The following is a 17,432-nucleotide window of genomic DNA, read 5'->3' on the forward strand; positions in this document are numbered from 1 at the left end:
CGGGGCGCCGCTGCGCCCCGCCTGGAAGGATCTCGCTTCAGAGCGCGAAGACGTAGAGCATCGAGCCGGTCTGGATGTTCTTCAGCTCCGGGGTCGAATCGATGAACCACTTGTCCCAGGCGCCGCCGAGGCCGACCAGGATGGCGACGTACTGCTTGCCGTCGACCGTGAAGGTCATCGGGGGGGCGTTGACGCCGCTGCCGGTGCGGAACTCCCACAGCTTGTCGAGGCTCTTGGCGTCGAGCGCCATCACCCCGCCGCCCGGCTCGCCGGTGAAGACGAGGTCGGGCGTGGCCAGCATGCCGCCGAGCAGCGGGAACTGGGTCTCGTGCTTGCCGGCGACCTTGCCGGTCTTCACGTCGATCGCCGTCACGCTGCCGGTGATCCGGAACGGCTGGCTCGGCCCGCCGCCGGTGAAGAACTCGCGGGGTTTCAGGTTGGCCTGCGTCATCGCCTCGTGGGTGACGCGGTTGCAGCTCTCGATGACCGGGATGTACCAGTATTGCAGGTTCGGGTTGTAGGCGGTCGGTGGCCAGTTCTTGCCGCCCATGTTGCCCGGGCAGAAATCGGCGTTCTTGTTCTCGGCGCTCGGAGTCGCCGCCGGGTTGTAGCGCTGCACGTCCTTGGTCGGGTCGTACTCGAACGGCTTGCCGGTATCGGGGTTGATGCCCTTGGTCCAGGTCACCTTCTTGACGAAGGGCGTCGCCCAGACGAACTGGCCGTTGGTGCGGTCGACCGCGTAGGCGTGGCCGTTGCGGTCGGCCTCGATGGCGAGCTTGCGGCCGTTGGCGTCGACCAGCAGGTTCTCCGACACGCTGTCATAGTCGTAAGGGTCGTTCGGCGTGTGCTGGAAGTGCCACTTGATCTTGCCGGTCGTCGCATCGAGCGCCAGTGTCGAGTCGGTGTAGAGGTTGTCGCCCGGCCGGTAGGCGTTGTCCCAGTCCGGGCCCGGATTGCCGACGCCCCAGACGATCGTGTCGGTCTCGGGATCGTAGGTGCCGGTCACCCAGGTCGAGCCGCCGCCGCTGACGGCGGCGTTGTTCGGGCCCTTCCAGGTCTCGGAGCCCGGCTCGCCCTTGCCCGGGATGGTGTGGGTGCGCCAGACCTCCTTCTCGGTCTTCAGGTCGGTGGCGGCGATCCAGCCGCGGATGCCGTACTCGGCGCCGCCGACGCCGGAGATCGCCATGCCCTTCACGATCAGCGGAGCGCCGGTGATGGTCTCGCCCTTGTCGGGATCGGCGACCTGGCGCTGCCAGGCGACCTGGCCGGTCTCCTTGTTGGTGGCGATCAGGCGCCCGTCGAGGGTGTGGCTGACCACGAGGTCGCCCCAGAGCGCGACGCCGCGGTTGTTGACGCCGCAGCAGGCGACCGCGCCGGCCCATTCGCGGTCGGTCTTCGGGTCCATCTTCCAGAGGAGCTTGCCCTCGCCGCCGCGGGTGTCGATCTTGTAGACCGAGCCCCACCCGTCGGTGACGTACATCATGCCGTTCTCGACGATCGGCGTGCCTTCGAGCCCGCCGTGGCTCCAGATGCCGCCGGACTCGATGCCGCCGAGCGCCATCGTCCAGGCGACCTTGAGGTTCTTGACGTTGTCCTTGTTGATCTGGTTCAGCGTCGAGTAGCGGTGGCCGGCGAAGTTCTTGTGGTGCTGGATCCAGTTGCCCTCTTCCTTGTCGGCATTGAGCAGGCGCTCCTGCGTGACGCCGCCATCGGCGGCGAGCGCCGGGGCGAGGGGCGCGGCGCCGGCCGTCAGGGCGGCGAGAGAGGTCGCGGCAAGGATGCGCCGCACCGTCCGGGACGTCGTCATGGGGGTCTCCTCCGGGCCGCCGTCTTTTGGGATATGTCGCCGCGACGCGGGCAGCCTCGCGACCGGCGTATTCGTTTAAGAAATAAATCCTATTTCGCGGCGCGGACCTCGACCGGCACCTCGACCGAGCCGGCCTTGCGGAAGCTCGCCGAGCAGGTGAAGCGCTCGCCGGCGACCAGCGGCTGGCGGGTCTGCAGCAGCATCACGTGCATGCCCTCGGGCGTCAGCGCGGTCTCGCCGGAGGCCTTGAGGGCGATGGCCTGGATCGGACGCTTGGAGGGCGGACCCTCGCCGCCCTTGTCGACGGTCACGCGCTCGCTGAAATTCGCGAACGGGCAGCGGAAGCGCAGCAGCGAATCGGCCTCGGCGGCGCGGTTCATCACCGTCAGGTGCAGGGGGACGTCGGACCCGACCTTCTCGGTGGGGGCGACGGAGGCGTGCAGCACGTCGATCTCGCCAGCCAGGGCCGGGATACAGCCCAGCAACACAGCAAAGGCCACGCTGAGCGCGGGCGTCCGGCAATCGAGAGACGGTTTCATCGACGGCATGGCGTAGCCGTCCCGGCGTCAAGGCGCGACATGGATGGCGACATCCATTATCCTCCCTCTCGTGTCAGCTTCGCCTTTTGGCGGCGACTTGTCGGTGAGGGTAGCCGTCGGGGTCGCGTCGTCAAGGTCTTATTATAAGGCTCGCATAAAAATTGCCCGCGACGGATCGGCCGGGTGGGCGACCTCTCGCGGGAGCAGCCGAACCGCCCTAGCTGTCGAACGATGCCCAGGGTGCCGGGAGCGCGGCGCCCCGCAAGGCACGTCCCGATCGACAAAGGGAGTTTCGCGATGGCCGAGCCCGATCCGACCGTACCGCCGACCCGGGGCCGCTTCGACGTCCAGGCGATCGCCGACGCCCTGCCGGCGAGCGCCGCCACGATGCTGGTCGACACCTACCTGACCGACCGCCCGGCGGCGAGCGCGCGGGTGTTTCGCGTCTACCGGCCGACGCCGGCGCATTACCACGAGGGGTGCGACGAGTACCTCTACGTGCTCTCGGGCCGCGGCACGTTCTGGATCGGCGACGCCTCGGACGAGGCCGAGTTCGGGCCGGGCCAGCTCCTGTTCTTCGAGCGCGGCGTCATCCACGCCCTGCCGCGGCTGATCGAGGAGCCGGTGGTCTTCCTGTCCGTCGACACGCCGCGCCGTGCGCCGACCGACGTGATCTTCGTCGATGCCGCGGCTGGCTCGGCGGAGACCTTCATGGCGCGCAACGCGGCCAACCCCGATCCGGCTTGACCTCCCGGGCTCCTGCCGCGATGCACGGAGCACAAAAACGCAGGAGGACGCGGCATGACGGGCGTGAGCGGGACGGGCGCGGGCCGGGTGGCCCTGGTCACCGGAGCGGCGCGGGGCATCGGGCTTTCGGCGGCGCGGCTCTTCCTGGATGAGGGCTGGCGCGTCGCGCTGCTCGACATCGACGGCCCGGCCCAGGAGGCGGCCGTCGCCGAGATCGCCCGGCCGGACGACACCCTCGCGCTCACCGGCGACGTCGCCGACCCGGAGGCCGTCGCGGCGGCGGTGGCGGCCGTCGAGGCCCGGTTCGGCCGCCTCGACGCGCTGGTCAACAATGCCGGCACCGCGGTGTTCAAGCCGCTCCTCGACACCACCCCGGCCGAGTGGGCCCGGGTGCTCGCCGTCAACCTGACCGGCCCGTTCCTGTGCGTGCAGGCGGCCGCCCCCGTGATGGCGCGGGGCGGCGGCGGGGCGATCGTCAACATCACGTCGATCTCGGGCCAGCGCGCCTCGACCCTGCGGGTCGCCTACGGCACCAGCAAGGCGGCGCTCAAGCACCTCACGAAGCAGCAGGCAGTCGAGCTCGCGCATCTCGGCATCCGGGTGAACGCCGTGGCGCCGGGCCCCGTCGACACCGCGATGGCCAAGAAGGTCCACAGCGCGGCGATCCGGGCCGACTACCACGACGCGGTGCCGCTCAACCGCTACGGGTTGGAGCGCGAGATCGCCGACGCCATCGTGTACCTGTGCGGCGCGCGCGCGAGCTACGTCACCGGCCAGACCCTGGCGGTGGATGGCGGCTTCGACGCCGCCGGCATCGGCCTGCCGACCCTGCGCCGGGACCTCGCCGCGCGCTGAGGGCGCATCCGGCGCCGGCTCACTCCCCCCGGGCCAGGAACTGCCGGAACCTGTCCGATGTCGGCGCGGAAAACACCTGCTCGGAGGGGCCGTCCTCCAGGATCCGTCCCTCGTGCAGGAAGACGACCCGGTGGGCGACGTCGCGGGCGAACGCCATCTCGTGGGTGACGACCAGCATGGTGCGGCCCTCCTCGGCGAGCGCCCGCATCACCCGCAGCACCTCGGCGACCCGCTCGGGATCGAGGGCGGAGGTCGGCTCGTCGAAGAGCAGGACGCGGGGGTGCATGGCCAGCGCCCGGGCGATGGCGGCGCGCTGCTGCTGGCCGCCGGAGAGGTGGGCGGGGTAATGGTCGCGCTTGTCGGCGATGCCGACCTTGGCGAGCAATCCCTCGGCCTCGGCGATGCAGTCCGCCTTGTTGCGCCCCAGGACGTGGACCGGCGCCTCGATCACGTTCTCCAGCACCGTGCGATGCGACCAGAGATTGAAGCTCTGGAAGACCATGCCGACCCGGGCGCGGATGCGGTCGACCTGTCGGGTATCCGCCGGTACCCGGCCGCCGCGGCGGGCGCGCCAGGCCACCGCCTCGTCGCCGACCACGACCTCGCCGGCCTCCGGCACCTCCAGCAGGTTGATGCAGCGGAGCAACGTCGACTTGCCGGAGCCGGACGAGCCGAGGATCGCCACCACCTCGCCCTCGCGGGCCGAGAGCGAGACGCCGCGCAGGACTTCGAGCTGGCCGAAATGCTTGTGCAGGTCGCGGACCGCGACGGCCTCGGGACGGATGGGGGAGGGGGCGAGCATGGTCGGGTCCGGGGTCAGGCGGGGCGGGCTGCCGGTCGCGGGCGCAGGTCCGGCGACAGCCAGGCCTCGGCGAGCCGTAAGGCGCCGATGATCACGAAGGTGAGGGCGAGGTAGAAGGCGCCGGCGCAGACGAAGACCTCGAGCGCCCGGAAGCTCTGGGCAATGAGCTTCTGGGCGAGGCCGGTGATCTCCATCAGCGTGATGGTGGAGGCGAGCGAGGTCGCCTTGACCACCGAGATCACCTCGTTGCCGTAGGCCGGCAGGGCCTGGCGGGTCGCGAGCGGCAGGGTGACCCGGCGAAACAGCAGGAGGCGCGGCATGCCGCAGGCCCGCCCCGCCACCAGGGCCCCGTAGGGCACGGAGAGGACCGCACCCCGAAAAATCTCGGCCGTATAGGCGCCGGTATTCAACGCCAGCGCCAGCAGCGCGCACCAATACGGCTCGCGGAAGAAGGTCCACAGGCCCCAGGCCTGGAGCGCCGGCCGGAACTGGCCGAGCCCGTAATAGATCAGGAAGATCTGCACGAGCAGCGGCGTGCCGCGGAACACGAAGATGTAGAGCCGGGCGATCCAGTCGAGCGGGACGATGCCCGAGAGCCGGCCCCAGGCGGCGAGAGCCGCCAGCACGCCGCCGAGCGCCACCGAGCCGGCGGTGAGGCTCAAGGTGAGGGGCACGCCGCCGAGCAGCGTCCGGACGGTGGCATCGAGGAACGCGACGTCGATCATCGGGTCCCCCGTCTCGCATGGGATTCGGCCCGGGAAAAACCCCAGGTCGAGAGCGAGGTGATGGCCAGATAGAGGGCGCCGGCCGCGAGGTAGAAGGTGAAGGGCTGGCGGGTCGAGCCGGCGCCGACCTGGGCCTGGCGCAGCAGCTCGACGAGGCCCGTGACCGAGACCAGGGCCGAATCCTTGAGCAGGATCTGCCAGACGTTGCCGAGGCCGGGCAGGGCGTCGCGGGCGACGAGCGGCGCCACGACCCGGCGCAGGATCAGCCCGCGATGCATGCCCACCGCCCGGGCCGCCTCGATCTGCCCGCGGTCGAGGGCGAGGTAGGCGCCGCGGAAGACCTCCGCCTGGTAGGCGCCGGAGATCACCCCGAGCGCCACCACGCCGACCCCGAAGGCCGGCACGCCGATGAAGCCCTCGGCGCCGAACCAGCCCCCGACCACGCCGAGGGCCGCGCTGCCGCCGAAATACATCAGGTAGATGACGAGCAGGTCCGGCACGCCGCGCAGGAGCGTGGTGTAGCCCTCGGCGAGCGCCCGCAGGGGCAGGAGGCCGGAGAGCTTGGCGCTCGCGGCGAGGCCACCGAGCACGGCCCCGAGGAGGAAGCCGCACAGGGCGAGGCCCAGGGTGGTGCCGGCGGCGACGAGCAGCGCGCCGCCCCAGCCGCCGGGGCCGAAGCCGAGAAGGGTGAAGGCGCTCACGCGGACCGCACCCTCAGCCCTGCGGGGTCATATCGGCCTTGAACCACTTGAGCGAGAGCTTCTTCAGGGTGCCGTCGGCGATCACCGCGTCGATGCCCTCGTCGAGCTTGGCCTTCAGCTTCGCCTCGCCCTTGCGCAGGCCCATCGCCACGCCGCGGCCGAGGATGCCGCCGCGAAAGCGGGGACCGGCCAGCATCACCGTGCCGGCGAATTCCGGCTTCTCGGCGGTGGCCCGGAGCGGCGCGTCGTTGGCGAAGATCGCGTCGATGCGGCCGGCGGCGAGGTCGAGGTCGTGCTGCTCGGTGGTCTTGTACTCGCGCACCTCGACGGTGCCCTTGAGGTACTTGTCCATGAAGGCGGCGTGGATGGTCGAGACCTGGACGCCGACGGTCTTGCCCTTGAGGAGCGGCTTGATCGTATCGAGGGCCTTCTGCGCCTCGGCCTCGTTCGTCAGGCTGAACTTCTGGCCGCCCAGGGGAAGCTTGGCGAGCGGCCCGTTGCGGTCGACGGCGAAGCCCGAGGAATCGCCGCTATAGGGCTTGGTGAAATCCACCACCTTCAGACGGGCATCGGTGATGGTCATGCCCGACATGATGGCGTCGAACTTCTTGGCGTTGAGGCCCGGCACCACGCCGTCCCAGTCCTGGGCCACGAACTCGCATTTCAGCTTGGCGCGGGCGCAGATCTCGCGGCCGAGCTCGATCTCGTAGCCGTCGAGGGTGCCGTCGGGCTTGGTGAAGTTGTAGGGCGCATAGGCCCCCTCGGTGGCGATCCGCACCGTCTCCGGCACCGTGTCGTCGGCCCTGGCCGCCCCGGCGGTGCCGAGGGCGAGCGAGAGGACGAGGGCGAGAGCAGACCTGATTGTCATTGTGGCGTCGTTCCCGGACCGTTGAGGCGTTCCCACACGCAGCTAACCCGCAAGGCGACCCTCAAGGCAAGCGCTTGCAGGCTTGTGGCATGCGAGCGGCATGCCACCGGCGGTTTGCACTCACAGGAAAGCGCTGCTATGGCGCCCCCGCGGGCGATGCGCCCGCCGCGGGCGCGCCGCTCGCCAGGAGTGAGAACGATGGCCCCGAGGGCAGAGGCGCGACGACGGATCGGCTGACCGATCCGCCCTTCCTCATCGACGCCCCGCCCAGAGTGTGCCCGTGACCACGCTTCCCCTCGTCATCCGGCCCGAATCCCCGCGCGACAGCGACGCCATCGAGCGCCTGCACGAGCGCGCCTTCGGCCCCGGCCGCTACGCCCGCACCGCCTTCCGGCTGCGCGAGGGCGTGCCCCACCTCCCCGACCTCTCGTTCACCGCCCTCGTCGGCACGCTGCTCGTCGGCTCGATCCGGGTCTCGCCGGCCCGGGCGGGATCGAGCCCGCTCCTGGTGCTCGGGCCGCTCACCGTCGATCCGGCCTTCGGCAGCCGCGGCATCGGCGGCGCCCTGATGCGCGCCTCCCTCGATGCGGCGCGCGAGGGCGGGCACGGCCTCGTCATCCTGGTCGGCGACGCGCCCTACTACGCCCGCTTCGGCTTCCGGGTGCTGCCGCCGCGCAAGCTCATCCTGCCGGGCCCGGTCGATCCGGGCCGGTTCCTGGGTCTCGAGCTGCGCGAGGGGGCGCTTGCCGAGGCCGGCGGCAGCGTCGTCGGCGGAGCCTGACGCCTCAGCCCGGATCGGCCTCGCCGCGATAGGCCTCGAGCGGGATCGTCCCGCCCGTGCGGGCGACCTTTTGCTCGTCGCCCGCCGGCAGGGCCCCCTCGAAGAGGTCGATCCGCTTCCAGGCCGGGAAGGGCTGGCGCCCGTCCGCGTCGGGCAGGTGGGGCGACAGCTCGGTGGCCCGGCTCCGGTGGATGTAGCGGCCGCAATTGACGAAGATTCTTTCGACCGAGACCCGCACGACGTGGTCGGCGCCGGGATAGAGCGCGAGCAGGTCGGGATCGTCGGCGAGCGCCGCGGTACCGTGCAGCCGCAGGCGGTGCGGGTTCTCGAAATCGATGAACAGCAGGCCGATGCGGGGATTCTGCCCGAGATTGCCGAGGGTCAGGAACATGCCGTTCCCGTCGTAGCTCGGAAGGACCAGTTCGCTCGGGCCGGTGATGCGCACGAAGCCCGGGGGGCCGCCCTTGTAGGACACGGTGGGCTGGCCGTTGCCGTCGACGGTGCTGAGGAAGACCATCGTGGCGCCGGCGATGAAGTCGCGCTCGGGTGCCTCGAAGGCGTCGTGCGCGTGCGCTTCCAGCCGGTCGGCGAGGCGGCGCGTGCCATGCTCGTCCTGAAGGCGGCGATGGCTCTCGCCGAAGAAGACGCTCATGATTTCCCCCTTGGCCCTTCGGCCCTTCAGGGCCGTTGCGGCTTCCTAGCATGGGGGCCGGGGGGCCGTCGCACCCACCTTCACGGCTGCGGCGCGACGGCCTCGGGACAGGCCGGCGCCCCGTCGCTGGGCCGGGGCGCCGAGACCGATCCGTTTAGTCCTTCATGATCTGACCGTCCGGCCCGACCTTCACTTCCTGCTCCTTGTCGGCCAGCGCCACCTTGATCTCGTAGGCGACGGCCGAGCCTTCGCGCTCGACCTCGGCCTCGTAGGCCTTGCCGCCGCCGGCCTGCTTCTCGGCGATCGCCAGGGCGTCCTTCAGCGAGACCTTGGCGTTGTTGAAGTCGGCGACCTTCAGGCGGGTGAAGTAGCGCTCGATCGGCTGGTTCTCGCTCTTGTAGAGCGCGCCGGTCTCGGCGTTGATGCCGTGCTCGACCAGCTTGCCGTCCGGATAGACGACCTTGATCGACCAGTGCATCGGGTTCTTGCTGTCGGCCTTCTCGAAGTCGGCGTCGATGGCGCGGCCGTTGCCGTCCTTCTTCTCGGCGGTAGCGATGGCGTCGGCCAGGCTGATCTTGGCGAGCTTGACGGCCTGCCACTCCTTCATGTCCTTCGTCGCATCGGGCGCGGCGGTCGTGGCCATCGGGGCGGTGCCCGGCGCCGTCGGGGCGGTCGGGGCCGTGGTCTGGGCCAGGGCAAGGCCGGTGGTGAGGGCGAGGGCGCCGGCGGTGGCGAGGAAACGGGTCAGCATCGTGGTCTCCGGGGGCGTGTGAGGCCATCCATCAGGGACACCGGAAACGCCGCTCCCCCGACTTGGTTGCCCATTGGGCAAGATGCTCGTGCACGAGGCAGGCGCGGGACCGGAACACTGATACTCCCCACCAGTTGGCTGGACGTTCCCGGACCTGACGGAGCCCGACGATGACCGATTTCCCGAAGCCCCCGTTCGGGCGCCAGAAGCCGATCCCGATGCCGGGCCGCGATGCCGACATGGATCCAAGGCCGGATTACGGCGAGACCCGCTACCGAGGCTCGGGGCGGCTTGCCGACCGCAAGGCAATCATCACCGGTGGCGACAGCGGCATCGGCAAGGCGGTGGCGCTGGCCTTCGCCCGCGAGGGAGCCGACGTGCTGATCGCCTATTACGACGAGCACGAGGATGCCCGCGAGACCGCCAAGCTCGTCGAATCCGCCGGCCGCCGAGCGGTACTGGTTCCGGGCGACATCAAGGACCCGGCCCATTGCCGCGCCATCGTCGAGAAGGCGGTGGCGGCGTTCGGGCGGGTCGACGTGCTGGTCAACAACGCCGCCCATCAGGCCAGCGTGTCTTCGATCGAGGAGCTGAGCGACGAGGAGTGGGACGTCACCTTCCGCACCAACATCCACGCGATGTTCTACCTGACGAAGGCGGCGGTGCCGCACATGCGGCCGGGCGCGGCGATCATCAACACGACGTCGATCAACGCCGACGCGCCGAGCCCGCAATTGCTCGCCTACGCCACCACCAAGGGGGCGATCCAGAACTTCACCGGCGGGCTGGCCCAGTTGCTCGCCGAGAAGGAGATCCGGGTGAACTGCGTCGCCCCCGGCCCGGTCTGGACGCCGCTGATCCCCTCGACCATGCCCGAGGAGAAGGTGCGCCAGTTCGGCTCCCAGGTGCCGATGAAGCGCCCCGGCCAGCCGGTCGAGCTCGCGCCCGTCTACGTGATGCTGGCGAGCGAGGAGGCGAGCTACGTCTCGGGTGCCACGGTGGCGGTGACCGGCGGCAAGCCGATGATCTGAAGACCGCTCGCATGTCGGAGCGAGACGATCGTCCGGGCACCGTCCAAAGCCCTTGCGATCTCGGACCAGGGTGACCGCGCCGCTCTCTCGGGGCGATCGAAAACGGTAGTCATGGCGTTGGGCTTCGGCCACCACCGCCCGGTCGGCGGCCGGGCAGGGGAACGCCCGGTCGACGAATCCTCCGCGCCATCACGCAGGTCGCCCCACTCCGGCTATCGGTGCGGTGCTCCAATAGCCGGAGGTGAGAATCAAAATGCGGGAGCGGTGGCTAGAAATTCACCCGATCCCCGCCCTTCAATCCAAGAATCTCCCGCGCATCGTCCGGCGTCGCGACGTCGAGCCCCAGGCCCTCGATGATCTGGCGCGCCTTCAAGACCTGCTGGGCGTTCGACTCGGCCATCCGACCCGGCCCGATCCACAGCGAATCCTCCAGCCCCACCCGGACGTTGCCGCCGAGCGCGATCGCCTGGGCGGCGATGGTCATCTGGTTGCGGCCCGCCCCCAGCACCGACCAGCGGTAATCGGCGCCGAACAGCCGGTCGGCGGTGCGCTTCATGTGCTGGACGTCCTCCGGGTGCTGGCCGATGCCGCCGAGGATGCCGAACACGCTCTGGACGAAGAAGGGCGGCTTGATCACGCCGCGATCGGCGAAGTGGGACAGCGTGTAGAGATGGCCGATATCGTAGCACTCGACCTCGAACCGGGTGCCGTTCTCGGCGCAGGTGGTCAGGATGTGCTCGATGTCGGCGAAGGTGTTCTTGAAGATCCGGTCGCGCGAGCCCTCCAGGTAGGGCTGCTCCCAGTCGTGCTGGAAGGTCTTGAAACGCTCCAGCATCGGGTAGAGGCCGAAATTCATCGACCCCATGTTGAGCGAGGCGACCTCCGGCTTGAAATGGGCTGCGGGCCCGAGGCGCTCGTCGATGCCCATCGTCGGCGCGCCGCCGGTGGTGAGATTCACCACGCAGTTCGAGCGCTGCTTGATGACCTTCAGGAACGGCTCGAAGGCCTCCGGCGACTGGTCGGGCTTGCCGGTCTTCGGATCGCGGGCGTGCAGGTGGACGATCGCCGCGCCGGCTTCCGCCGCGCCGATCGCGGCCTCGGCGATCTCGTCGGGAGTCACCGGCAGGTGCGGCGACATCGAGGGGGTGTGGATCGCGCCGGTGACGGCGCAGGTGATGACGACTTTCCGTTTGGCCATGGGAATTCCTCCTAGGATTGGGCGCGCTTGTGCGCCATGAGCGCCGCGAGGCGCGCGTCGCGGCGGCGGCTGCGCTCCGCCGGTGAAGCGGGATCGGGGCCGCCGCCCCAGGCGGCATTGATGCGGGCGGCGCTCTCGGGCGACCACACCGAGGCGGGGGCCGGATCGGCGGCGAGCCGGCCGTAGAAGCCGCCATAGCGCGCGGCGTAATCGGCGACGCCGCCCGGCGCGTTGAGATCGATGGTGGCGAAGGGGCCGAGGAAGGACCAGCGCAGGCCCAACCCCTCGGCCACCGTCCGGTCGAGGTCGGCGGGGCTCACCACGCCCTCGGCGACGAGGCGGAAGGCCTCCGAGAGCAGGGCGCCCTGGAGGCGGTTGAGCACGAAGCCCTCGACCTCCCGGTTCACCGTCACCGGCGCCTGGCCGGCGGCCTCGTAGAGGGCGCGGGCGCGCTCGATCACGGCCGGATCGGTCCAGGGCGCGCCGCAGAGTTCCACCACCGGCACGAGATGGGGCGGGTTGACCGGGTGGCCGACGAGGCAGCGGGCCCGCCCCGCCAGCCCCTCGGTGAACAGCGAGGCGACGATGGCCGAGGTCGACGAGGCGAGGATCGTGTCGGGCCCGCACAGCGCGTCGAGCTCGGCAAAGAGCGCGCGCTTGGCCTCCACCGTCTCGGGGCCGTTCTCCTGCACGAGGTCGACCCCTTCCACCGCCTCGGCGAGGGTCGGGCAGGTCCGGATCCGGGCGAGGATCGCCGGGATGTCCGCCACGAGGCCGTGGATCTCGAGCTGGCGCAGGGCCTCCGCGATATGCCCCGGCGCGGCGTCGAGCGCCGCGTGGTGAATGTCGGTCAGGCGGACGGTGAAGCCGGACCGGGCGAAGACCACGGCCCAGGACCGGCCGATCAGCCCGGCCCCGACGATTGCGACGGTCGGCATTGTTGGCGACTCTCCCTCGGGGCGGATCATAGACAAGAACTCACAGCCACAGCACCTGACGGCGAAGGCTAAGATCGTCGCGCAGGGCCTGCGAGGGCCCGGCATGCATCACGCGCCCCCGCTCCAGGGCCACGGTGCGGTCGGAGAGGGCGAGCGCGAGGTCGAGGTTGTGGTCGACGATGACGATCGCGACCTCGCGGCGTAAGGCATCGAAGGTCTCGAACAGGCTCTCGACCACCGCCGGGGCCAGCCCCTCGAACGGCTCGTCGAGGAGCAGCACCCGCACGTCGCCGGAGAGCGCGCGGGCCACCGCCACCATCTGCTGCTCGCCGCCCGACAGGTAGTCGGCGGGGGTGCGCCAGCGCTCGCGCAGGCGCGGGAAGTACGAGAGCACCCGCTCCTCGTCCCAGTGCACGCCGTTGCCGGTGCGGCGCTTGAGCCGGCCGAGTTCCAGGTTCTCGGCGACGCTCATCCCGGCGAAGAGCCCGCGGCCCTGCGGCACGTAGCCGATGCCGGCCCGGGCGATGGAGGCCGCCGAGCGGCCGTCGAGGATGTCGTCCCCGAGCCGGAGATGCCCGGCGGCGTGGGGGGCGAGCCCCGTGATGGTCTTGAGGCAGGTCGACTTGCCGGCGCCGTTGCGGCCGAGGAGCGCCACGATCTCGTGGGCATGCACGTCGAAGGTGACGCCCGAGAGGATGTGGCTCTTGCCGTAGAAGGTGTCGACACCCTGAAGCGACAGCAGCACCTGCGGCTCGGCGGCGCTCGGCCGGGCCCGCGCCGCCATCGCGGCGGTGCCGGAGCCGATATAGACCTCCTGCACGCGCGGCGAGGTGCGGGCATCCTCGACCGTGCCGTCGACCAGCACCGTGCCCTCGTTCATCACCGTCACGGCGTCGGCGATCTGGAAGACCCGGTCGATGTCGTGCTCGACCATCAGGACCGGGACCTCGGTCGAGACCCGCTTGATGATGTCGCCGATGCGGGTGCGCTCGGCTGCCGCGAGGCCGGCCAGCGGCTCGTCGAGGAGCAGCACCCGGGGCTTGGTGGCCAGAGCCACCCCCATGTCGAGGAGGCGCTGGCCGCCATAGGAGAGCGAGCCGGCCTCCGCCCGCTCCAACCCCGCGAGGCCGAGCCAGCGCAGGATCTCGGCGGTCTCGGCCGCCACCTCCCGGTCGGTCCGGGCGTCGCGCCACGGGTCGAACCGGCCGGGCCGCCGCCCCTGCACGGCGAGCCGGATGTTGTCCTCGACGGTGAGGGCCGGAAACAGGTTGGTGATCTGGAACGAGCGGCCGATCCCGGCCTCGCAGATCCGCTCCGGCGCGAAGCCCGCGATCGACCGGTCGGCGAGGGTCACGGTGCCGGAATCGGGCTTGTACATCCCGGAGATCAGGTTGAAGGCGGTGGTCTTGCCGGCGCCGTTGGGGCCGATCAGGGCATGCAGCGTCCGGTCGCGCACCACGATGGTGACGCCGTCCACCGCCTTGAGGCCGCCGAAGCGCTTGGCGATGCCGCGTGCTGCCAGGATCACGCCGTCCACGATCCCCTCCGGCCGCAGGAAGGCCGGCAGGTTCTCCGGCAGCCCGGCCTTGCGGCCCGCCATCGCGGCATCCTCGGTGGCGGGCGGGCGCACCATGCGCCACACGCGCCGGCCGATGCCGACGAGCCCGTCGGGCGAGAACAGGATGAAGCCGACGAACAGGAGGCCGAACCAGAACAGCCAGTTCGCGGTCCAGATCGACAGCATCTCGCGAAACAGGATGAAGAACAGGGCGCCGATCGCCGGCCCGGCAAAGCCCCGCATGCCGCCGATCACCACCATGGCGAGCAATTCGCCCGAGAAGGCGGTGCCGAGCGGTTCGGCCGAGGCGAAGCGGTGGGTGAAGACGCTCAACGTGCCGGCGAGCCCCGTCACGGTGGCCGAGACCGTGAAGGCGGCGAGCTTGTAGCGCTTGGTCGGATAGCCGAGGAAGCGCGCCCGCTGCTCGTTCTCGCGGATCGCCTCGAGCACGGTGCCGAGCGTGGAGCGGCGGAAGCGCGCGAGCCCGTAGACCACCACGAACCCGACGAGGGCCACGAGTCCGTACCAGGTCCAGGCCTCGTCGAGGTCGAGCCCGAGGACACGCGTCCGCTCGACGCCGCCATAGCCGCTCTCGCCGCCGGTGAGCGCGGTCCAGCGGAACGCCACCGTGAAGGAGAGGGCGGAGAGCGCGAGCGTCAGCAGCGAGAAGTAGACGCCGCGCCGCCGCAGGATCAGCAGGCCGAGGAGCGCGGCGACGAGAGCCACCACGACGAGGGCGAACAGGACCGGCGGCAGCAGGGTGCCGGGGAAGAGCTGGCGCTGGCCGATCGCCGCCGCGTAGGCGCCGAGACCGAAGAAGGCGCCGTGGCCGAAGGAGACGAGGCCGGTCTGCCCGACCAGGATGTTGAGGCCCAGGCAGGCCACCGCGAACACCACCACGTCGGTGGCCGAGGTGAGGGTGAGGCCCAGCGCCGACAGGCCGAGCGGCAGGGCCACGAGGGCGAGCGCCATCAGCGGCAGGGTCAGTCTCTCGCTGCGATCGGTCATGGTCGTCACTCGAACCGCAGGATGCGCTCGCCGAGCAGGCCGCGGGGCCGCACGAGCAGGATGACCGCCATCAGGGCGTAGATCGCGGCCTCGGCGAAACCGGGATAGACCAGCACCATCAGGCCGCGGACGATGCCGACGATGAGGGCGGCGAGCACCACGCCCCAGAACGAGCCGAGCCCGCCGATCACCACCACCACAAAGGCGCCGGTGAGCACCTCGGCGCCCATCGCCGGATGCACGCCGGAGATCGGCGCCAGCATCACCCCGGCCAGCGCCGCGAGGCCGACGCTCAGGCCCACCACGGTCGCCATGTAGGGTTTCAGCGAGATGCCGAGCGCCGCCACCATGTCGGGGTTCTGGACGCCCGCCCGGACCACCCGCCCGAAGGTGGTGCGCTGGAGCAGGACCCACACGCCCGCCACCGCCACGACCACCGCCGCCACGATGGTGAGCCGGTAGCGCGACAGCACGAAGTCGCCGAGGAAGACCTGTCCGCGCAGGGTCTGCGGGATCGCATAGGGCAGGGGCGGCGCTCCGAAGATCATCCGCAAGGCCTGCTCGGCCACCATGGCGAGGCCGAAGGTGAGGAGCAGCGAGAGGATCGGGTCGGAGCGGTAGAAGCGCCGGAAGAGGAACCGCTCGACCAGGAGGCCGATCACCGCGACGAGGACGGGCGCGACGACGAGGGAGCCGCCGAAGCCGAGTGCGGGCGAGAGCAGGATCGTCAGGTAGGCGCCGATCGCGTAGAACGCGCCGTGGGCCAGATTGACGATGCCGCCCAAGCTGAAGATCAGCGACAGGCCGAGCGCGATCAGCAGGTAGATCGCGCCCAGGAACAGGCCGTTCACGACCTGCTCGACGGCGAGGGTGAGGAGGAGCACGGGGTTAGTTCCGATTCAAAAGGACTCGCGTCATTTTCAGATCGCCACCCGCTTCGACAGAGATCGCGGGATCCCCTCTCCCGTGTGGGAGAGGGGTAGGGGTGAGGGTGACACGCTTCCGAATGAGACGTTGGGCGTTGAGCTGCCAGCACGGCAGTTCGAGCCCGACTCAGTCCCGTAGCACCCTCACCCCCAGCCCCTCTCCCACACGGGAGAGGGGAGGTGCGTCTTACCTTGCCAGCCTCGGTGCAACGGCAGAGGTCACCCCTCCATCCGGCACGCCGCCTCTTCCTCCGTCGGCGCCAGCACTTCCATGTCCTCGTTGGGTCCCGGGATCGCCGGGGTCGAGGTGAAGAGGTCCCACTTGTTCTTCACCTTGTCGGCGGGGAGTGCGGTGATCGCGTACATCTCGCTGATGAACTGGTGGTCGCGGGCGCGGAAATAGCCGGGGCGGGGCTTCTGCACGTCGAACTTGGCGCCGCCCTCCAGATACGAGACCAGCTTCGGCCCCTCGGTGGAGCGGGTATCGGCCATCGCCTTGGCGACGATCTTGACCGCGTTGTAGTCGCCCCAGGCCTGGTTCTCCGGCGGCTTGCCGTATTTCTTGGTGAAGGCGGCGACGAAGGCCTTGGACGACGGCGTATCGATCTTGTGGTGCCACAGGCACGGCCAGGTGCCGGCGAAGTTGCCGGGGCCGGCGCCCCAGGCCAAAGCCGTGTCGAAGCCGAAGCCGGCGACCGGGAAGGGCAGGCCGTACTCGGCGTATTGCTTGAGGAAATTGGTGATCTGGTTGCCGGCGAGGTTCGAGATCACGAGGTCGGGCTTCGCCTGCCGGATCTTGATCAGGTAGGCGGAAAAATCGGTGGCGTCGGTCGGCACCAATTCGTCGGCCGCGAAGGTGCCGCCGTTCCCCTGCATGAACCCCTTGGCGACCCGCAGGAGGTCGTGGCCGAAGGCGTAATCGGCGGTAAGCGAGTACCAGCGCTTGCCCTTGACGAGGCCCTGCTCGGTCAAGGAGCGGCCGACCGCCTTGACGTACATCGAGTTCGCACCCTCGACGTGGAACATGTAGCGCTTGCAATCCTGGCCGCGCAGGGCGTCCGAGTTGGCGCCGGTATTGAGGAAGATCGTCTTGCCCCGCTGCGCGACCTGGCCGATGGCGAGGGCCGAGGCCGACGAGATCTCGCCGACGATCGCCGCGACCTTGTCGCGCTCGATGTAGCGCTCGGCCTTGCTCGACGCGGTCTGGGGGTTGACCGAGTCTTCGGTCAGCAGCTCGACCTTGCGGCCGTCGATGCCGCCGGCGGCGTTGATCTCCTCGACGGCGAGCTGTGCCGCCATCACGGCGTATTCGCCGAGCGGCCCGAGGAAGCCGGTGCGCGGCGTGAGGTGGCCGATGCGGATCGGCTGCGCGCCTTGCGCCCGCACGAGGCCCGGCATCGCGAGCGTGGCGCCGACCGCGAGACCGCCCTGCACGAGGCGGCGGCGCGTGATCGCGTGGCGCGTGGGGGTGAAGCCCTGCGTCATGGTGCGTATCCTGCCCGAGATCGATCACGGTCGTTTGGGTTGCCGTGATCTGTGATCACA

General features: G+C 70.3%; 17 protein-coding genes. 4 read left to right on the forward strand and 13 right to left on the reverse strand.

The genetic code is table 11. The annotated features are described in order from the left end of the window. Positions 1-37: 37 nt before the first annotated feature. Entirely contained in the window at positions 38-1,807 is a 1,770-nt protein-coding gene (locus tag miv_RS10805; protein ID WP_207182699.1) for a PQQ-dependent dehydrogenase, methanol/ethanol family, read from the reverse strand. Positions 1,808-1,896: 89 nt separating this feature from the next. Further along, the gene (locus miv_RS10810; RefSeq protein WP_244748944.1) at positions 1,897-2,355 is read right to left on the reverse strand and encodes a copper chaperone PCu(A)C; all 459 of its coding nucleotides are present in this window, start codon (positions 2,353-2,355) and stop codon (positions 1,897-1,899) included. 288 nt (positions 2,356-2,643) lie between these two features. Here miv_RS10810 and miv_RS10815 point away from each other — a divergent pair, with 288 nt between their 5' ends. After that, positions 2,644-3,093: a cupin domain-containing protein gene (locus miv_RS10815; protein WP_207182701.1), complete on the forward strand. Its 450-nt coding sequence runs from the start codon at positions 2,644-2,646 to the stop codon at positions 3,091-3,093. A 54-nt stretch (positions 3,094-3,147) separates the two neighbouring features. Next, positions 3,148-3,948: an SDR family NAD(P)-dependent oxidoreductase gene (locus miv_RS10820; protein WP_207182703.1), complete on the forward strand. Its 801-nt coding sequence runs from the start codon at positions 3,148-3,150 to the stop codon at positions 3,946-3,948. 19 nt (positions 3,949-3,967) lie between these two features. Here miv_RS10820 and miv_RS10825 read toward each other — a convergent pair whose 3' ends face one another. The 4 genes from miv_RS10825 to miv_RS10840 are packed head-to-tail and all read right to left on the reverse strand — an operon-like array spanning position 3,968 to position 7,044. Next, entirely contained in the window at positions 3,968-4,750 is a 783-nt protein-coding gene (locus tag miv_RS10825) for an ABC transporter ATP-binding protein (RefSeq protein WP_207182706.1), read from the reverse strand. Between the two features lie 14 nt (positions 4,751-4,764). Then, positions 4,765-5,475, reverse strand: coding sequence for an ABC transporter permease (locus miv_RS10830; protein WP_207182708.1), 711 nt, complete (start codon positions 5,473-5,475; stop codon positions 4,765-4,767). Then, entirely contained in the window at positions 5,472-6,176 is a 705-nt protein-coding gene (locus tag miv_RS10835; protein ID WP_207182710.1) for an ABC transporter permease, read from the reverse strand. Before miv_RS10835 ends, miv_RS10830 begins: the two co-directional genes overlap by 4 nt. 13 nt (positions 6,177-6,189) lie before the next feature. Beyond that, positions 6,190-7,044 (reverse strand): transporter substrate-binding domain-containing protein, encoded by an 855-nt coding sequence (locus miv_RS10840; protein WP_207182712.1) that lies wholly within the window; start codon positions 7,042-7,044, stop codon positions 6,190-6,192. Between the two features lie 280 nt (positions 7,045-7,324). Between miv_RS10840 and miv_RS10845 the strand changes: the two genes are divergently transcribed. Then, a complete protein-coding gene (locus miv_RS10845) occupies positions 7,325-7,825 on the forward strand; it encodes a GNAT family N-acetyltransferase (protein ID WP_207182714.1) in 501 nt (166 codons plus the stop codon). A gap of 4 nt (positions 7,826-7,829) precedes the next feature. Here miv_RS10845 and miv_RS10850 read toward each other — a convergent pair whose 3' ends face one another. Both miv_RS10850 and miv_RS10855 read right to left on the reverse strand, forming a co-directional pair. After that, complete coding sequence (locus tag miv_RS10850) at positions 7,830-8,477, reverse strand: pyridoxamine 5'-phosphate oxidase family protein (protein ID WP_048428060.1); 648 nt, start codon at positions 8,475-8,477, stop codon at positions 7,830-7,832. Positions 8,478-8,631: 154 nt separating this feature from the next. After that, a complete protein-coding gene (locus miv_RS10855; protein ID WP_058618675.1) occupies positions 8,632-9,228 on the reverse strand; it encodes a PepSY domain-containing protein in 597 nt (198 codons plus the stop codon). 170 nt (positions 9,229-9,398) lie between these two features. Here miv_RS10855 and miv_RS10860 point away from each other — a divergent pair, with 170 nt between their 5' ends. Then, on the forward strand, positions 9,399-10,259 hold the full coding sequence (locus miv_RS10860) for an SDR family oxidoreductase (protein ID WP_048428058.1): 861 nt from the start codon (positions 9,399-9,401) through the stop codon (positions 10,257-10,259). Between the two features lie 268 nt (positions 10,260-10,527). Here miv_RS10860 and kce read toward each other — a convergent pair whose 3' ends face one another. From kce to miv_RS10885, 5 genes are all read right to left on the reverse strand, one after another. Beyond that, positions 10,528-11,457, reverse strand: a complete 930-nt coding sequence (gene kce / locus miv_RS10865) for a 3,5-dioxohexanoate:acetyl-CoA acetone transferase (protein WP_048428057.1) — start codon at positions 11,455-11,457, stop codon at positions 10,528-10,530. Positions 11,458-11,468: 11 nt separating this feature from the next. Further along, positions 11,469-12,395, reverse strand: coding sequence for a 3-hydroxyacyl-CoA dehydrogenase (locus miv_RS10870; protein WP_048428056.1), 927 nt, complete (start codon positions 12,393-12,395; stop codon positions 11,469-11,471). A 40-nt stretch (positions 12,396-12,435) separates the two neighbouring features. Beyond that, the gene (locus miv_RS10875; protein WP_207182718.1) at positions 12,436-14,961 is read right to left on the reverse strand and encodes a branched-chain amino acid ABC transporter ATP-binding protein/permease; all 2,526 of its coding nucleotides are present in this window, start codon (positions 14,959-14,961) and stop codon (positions 12,436-12,438) included. A 5-nt stretch (positions 14,962-14,966) separates the two neighbouring features. Beyond that, on the reverse strand, positions 14,967-15,845 hold the full coding sequence (locus tag miv_RS10880) for a branched-chain amino acid ABC transporter permease (protein ID WP_207182719.1): 879 nt from the start codon (positions 15,843-15,845) through the stop codon (positions 14,967-14,969). 261 nt (positions 15,846-16,106) lie between these two features. Then, complete coding sequence (locus miv_RS10885) at positions 16,107-17,372, reverse strand: ABC transporter substrate-binding protein (protein WP_207182720.1); 1,266 nt, start codon at positions 17,370-17,372, stop codon at positions 16,107-16,109. Positions 17,373-17,432 lie beyond the last annotated feature (60 nt).

Source organism: Methylobacterium indicum, from assembly GCF_017347565.1.
GTDB classification, from domain to species: Bacteria; Pseudomonadota; Alphaproteobacteria; order Rhizobiales; family Beijerinckiaceae; genus Methylobacterium; species Methylobacterium indicum.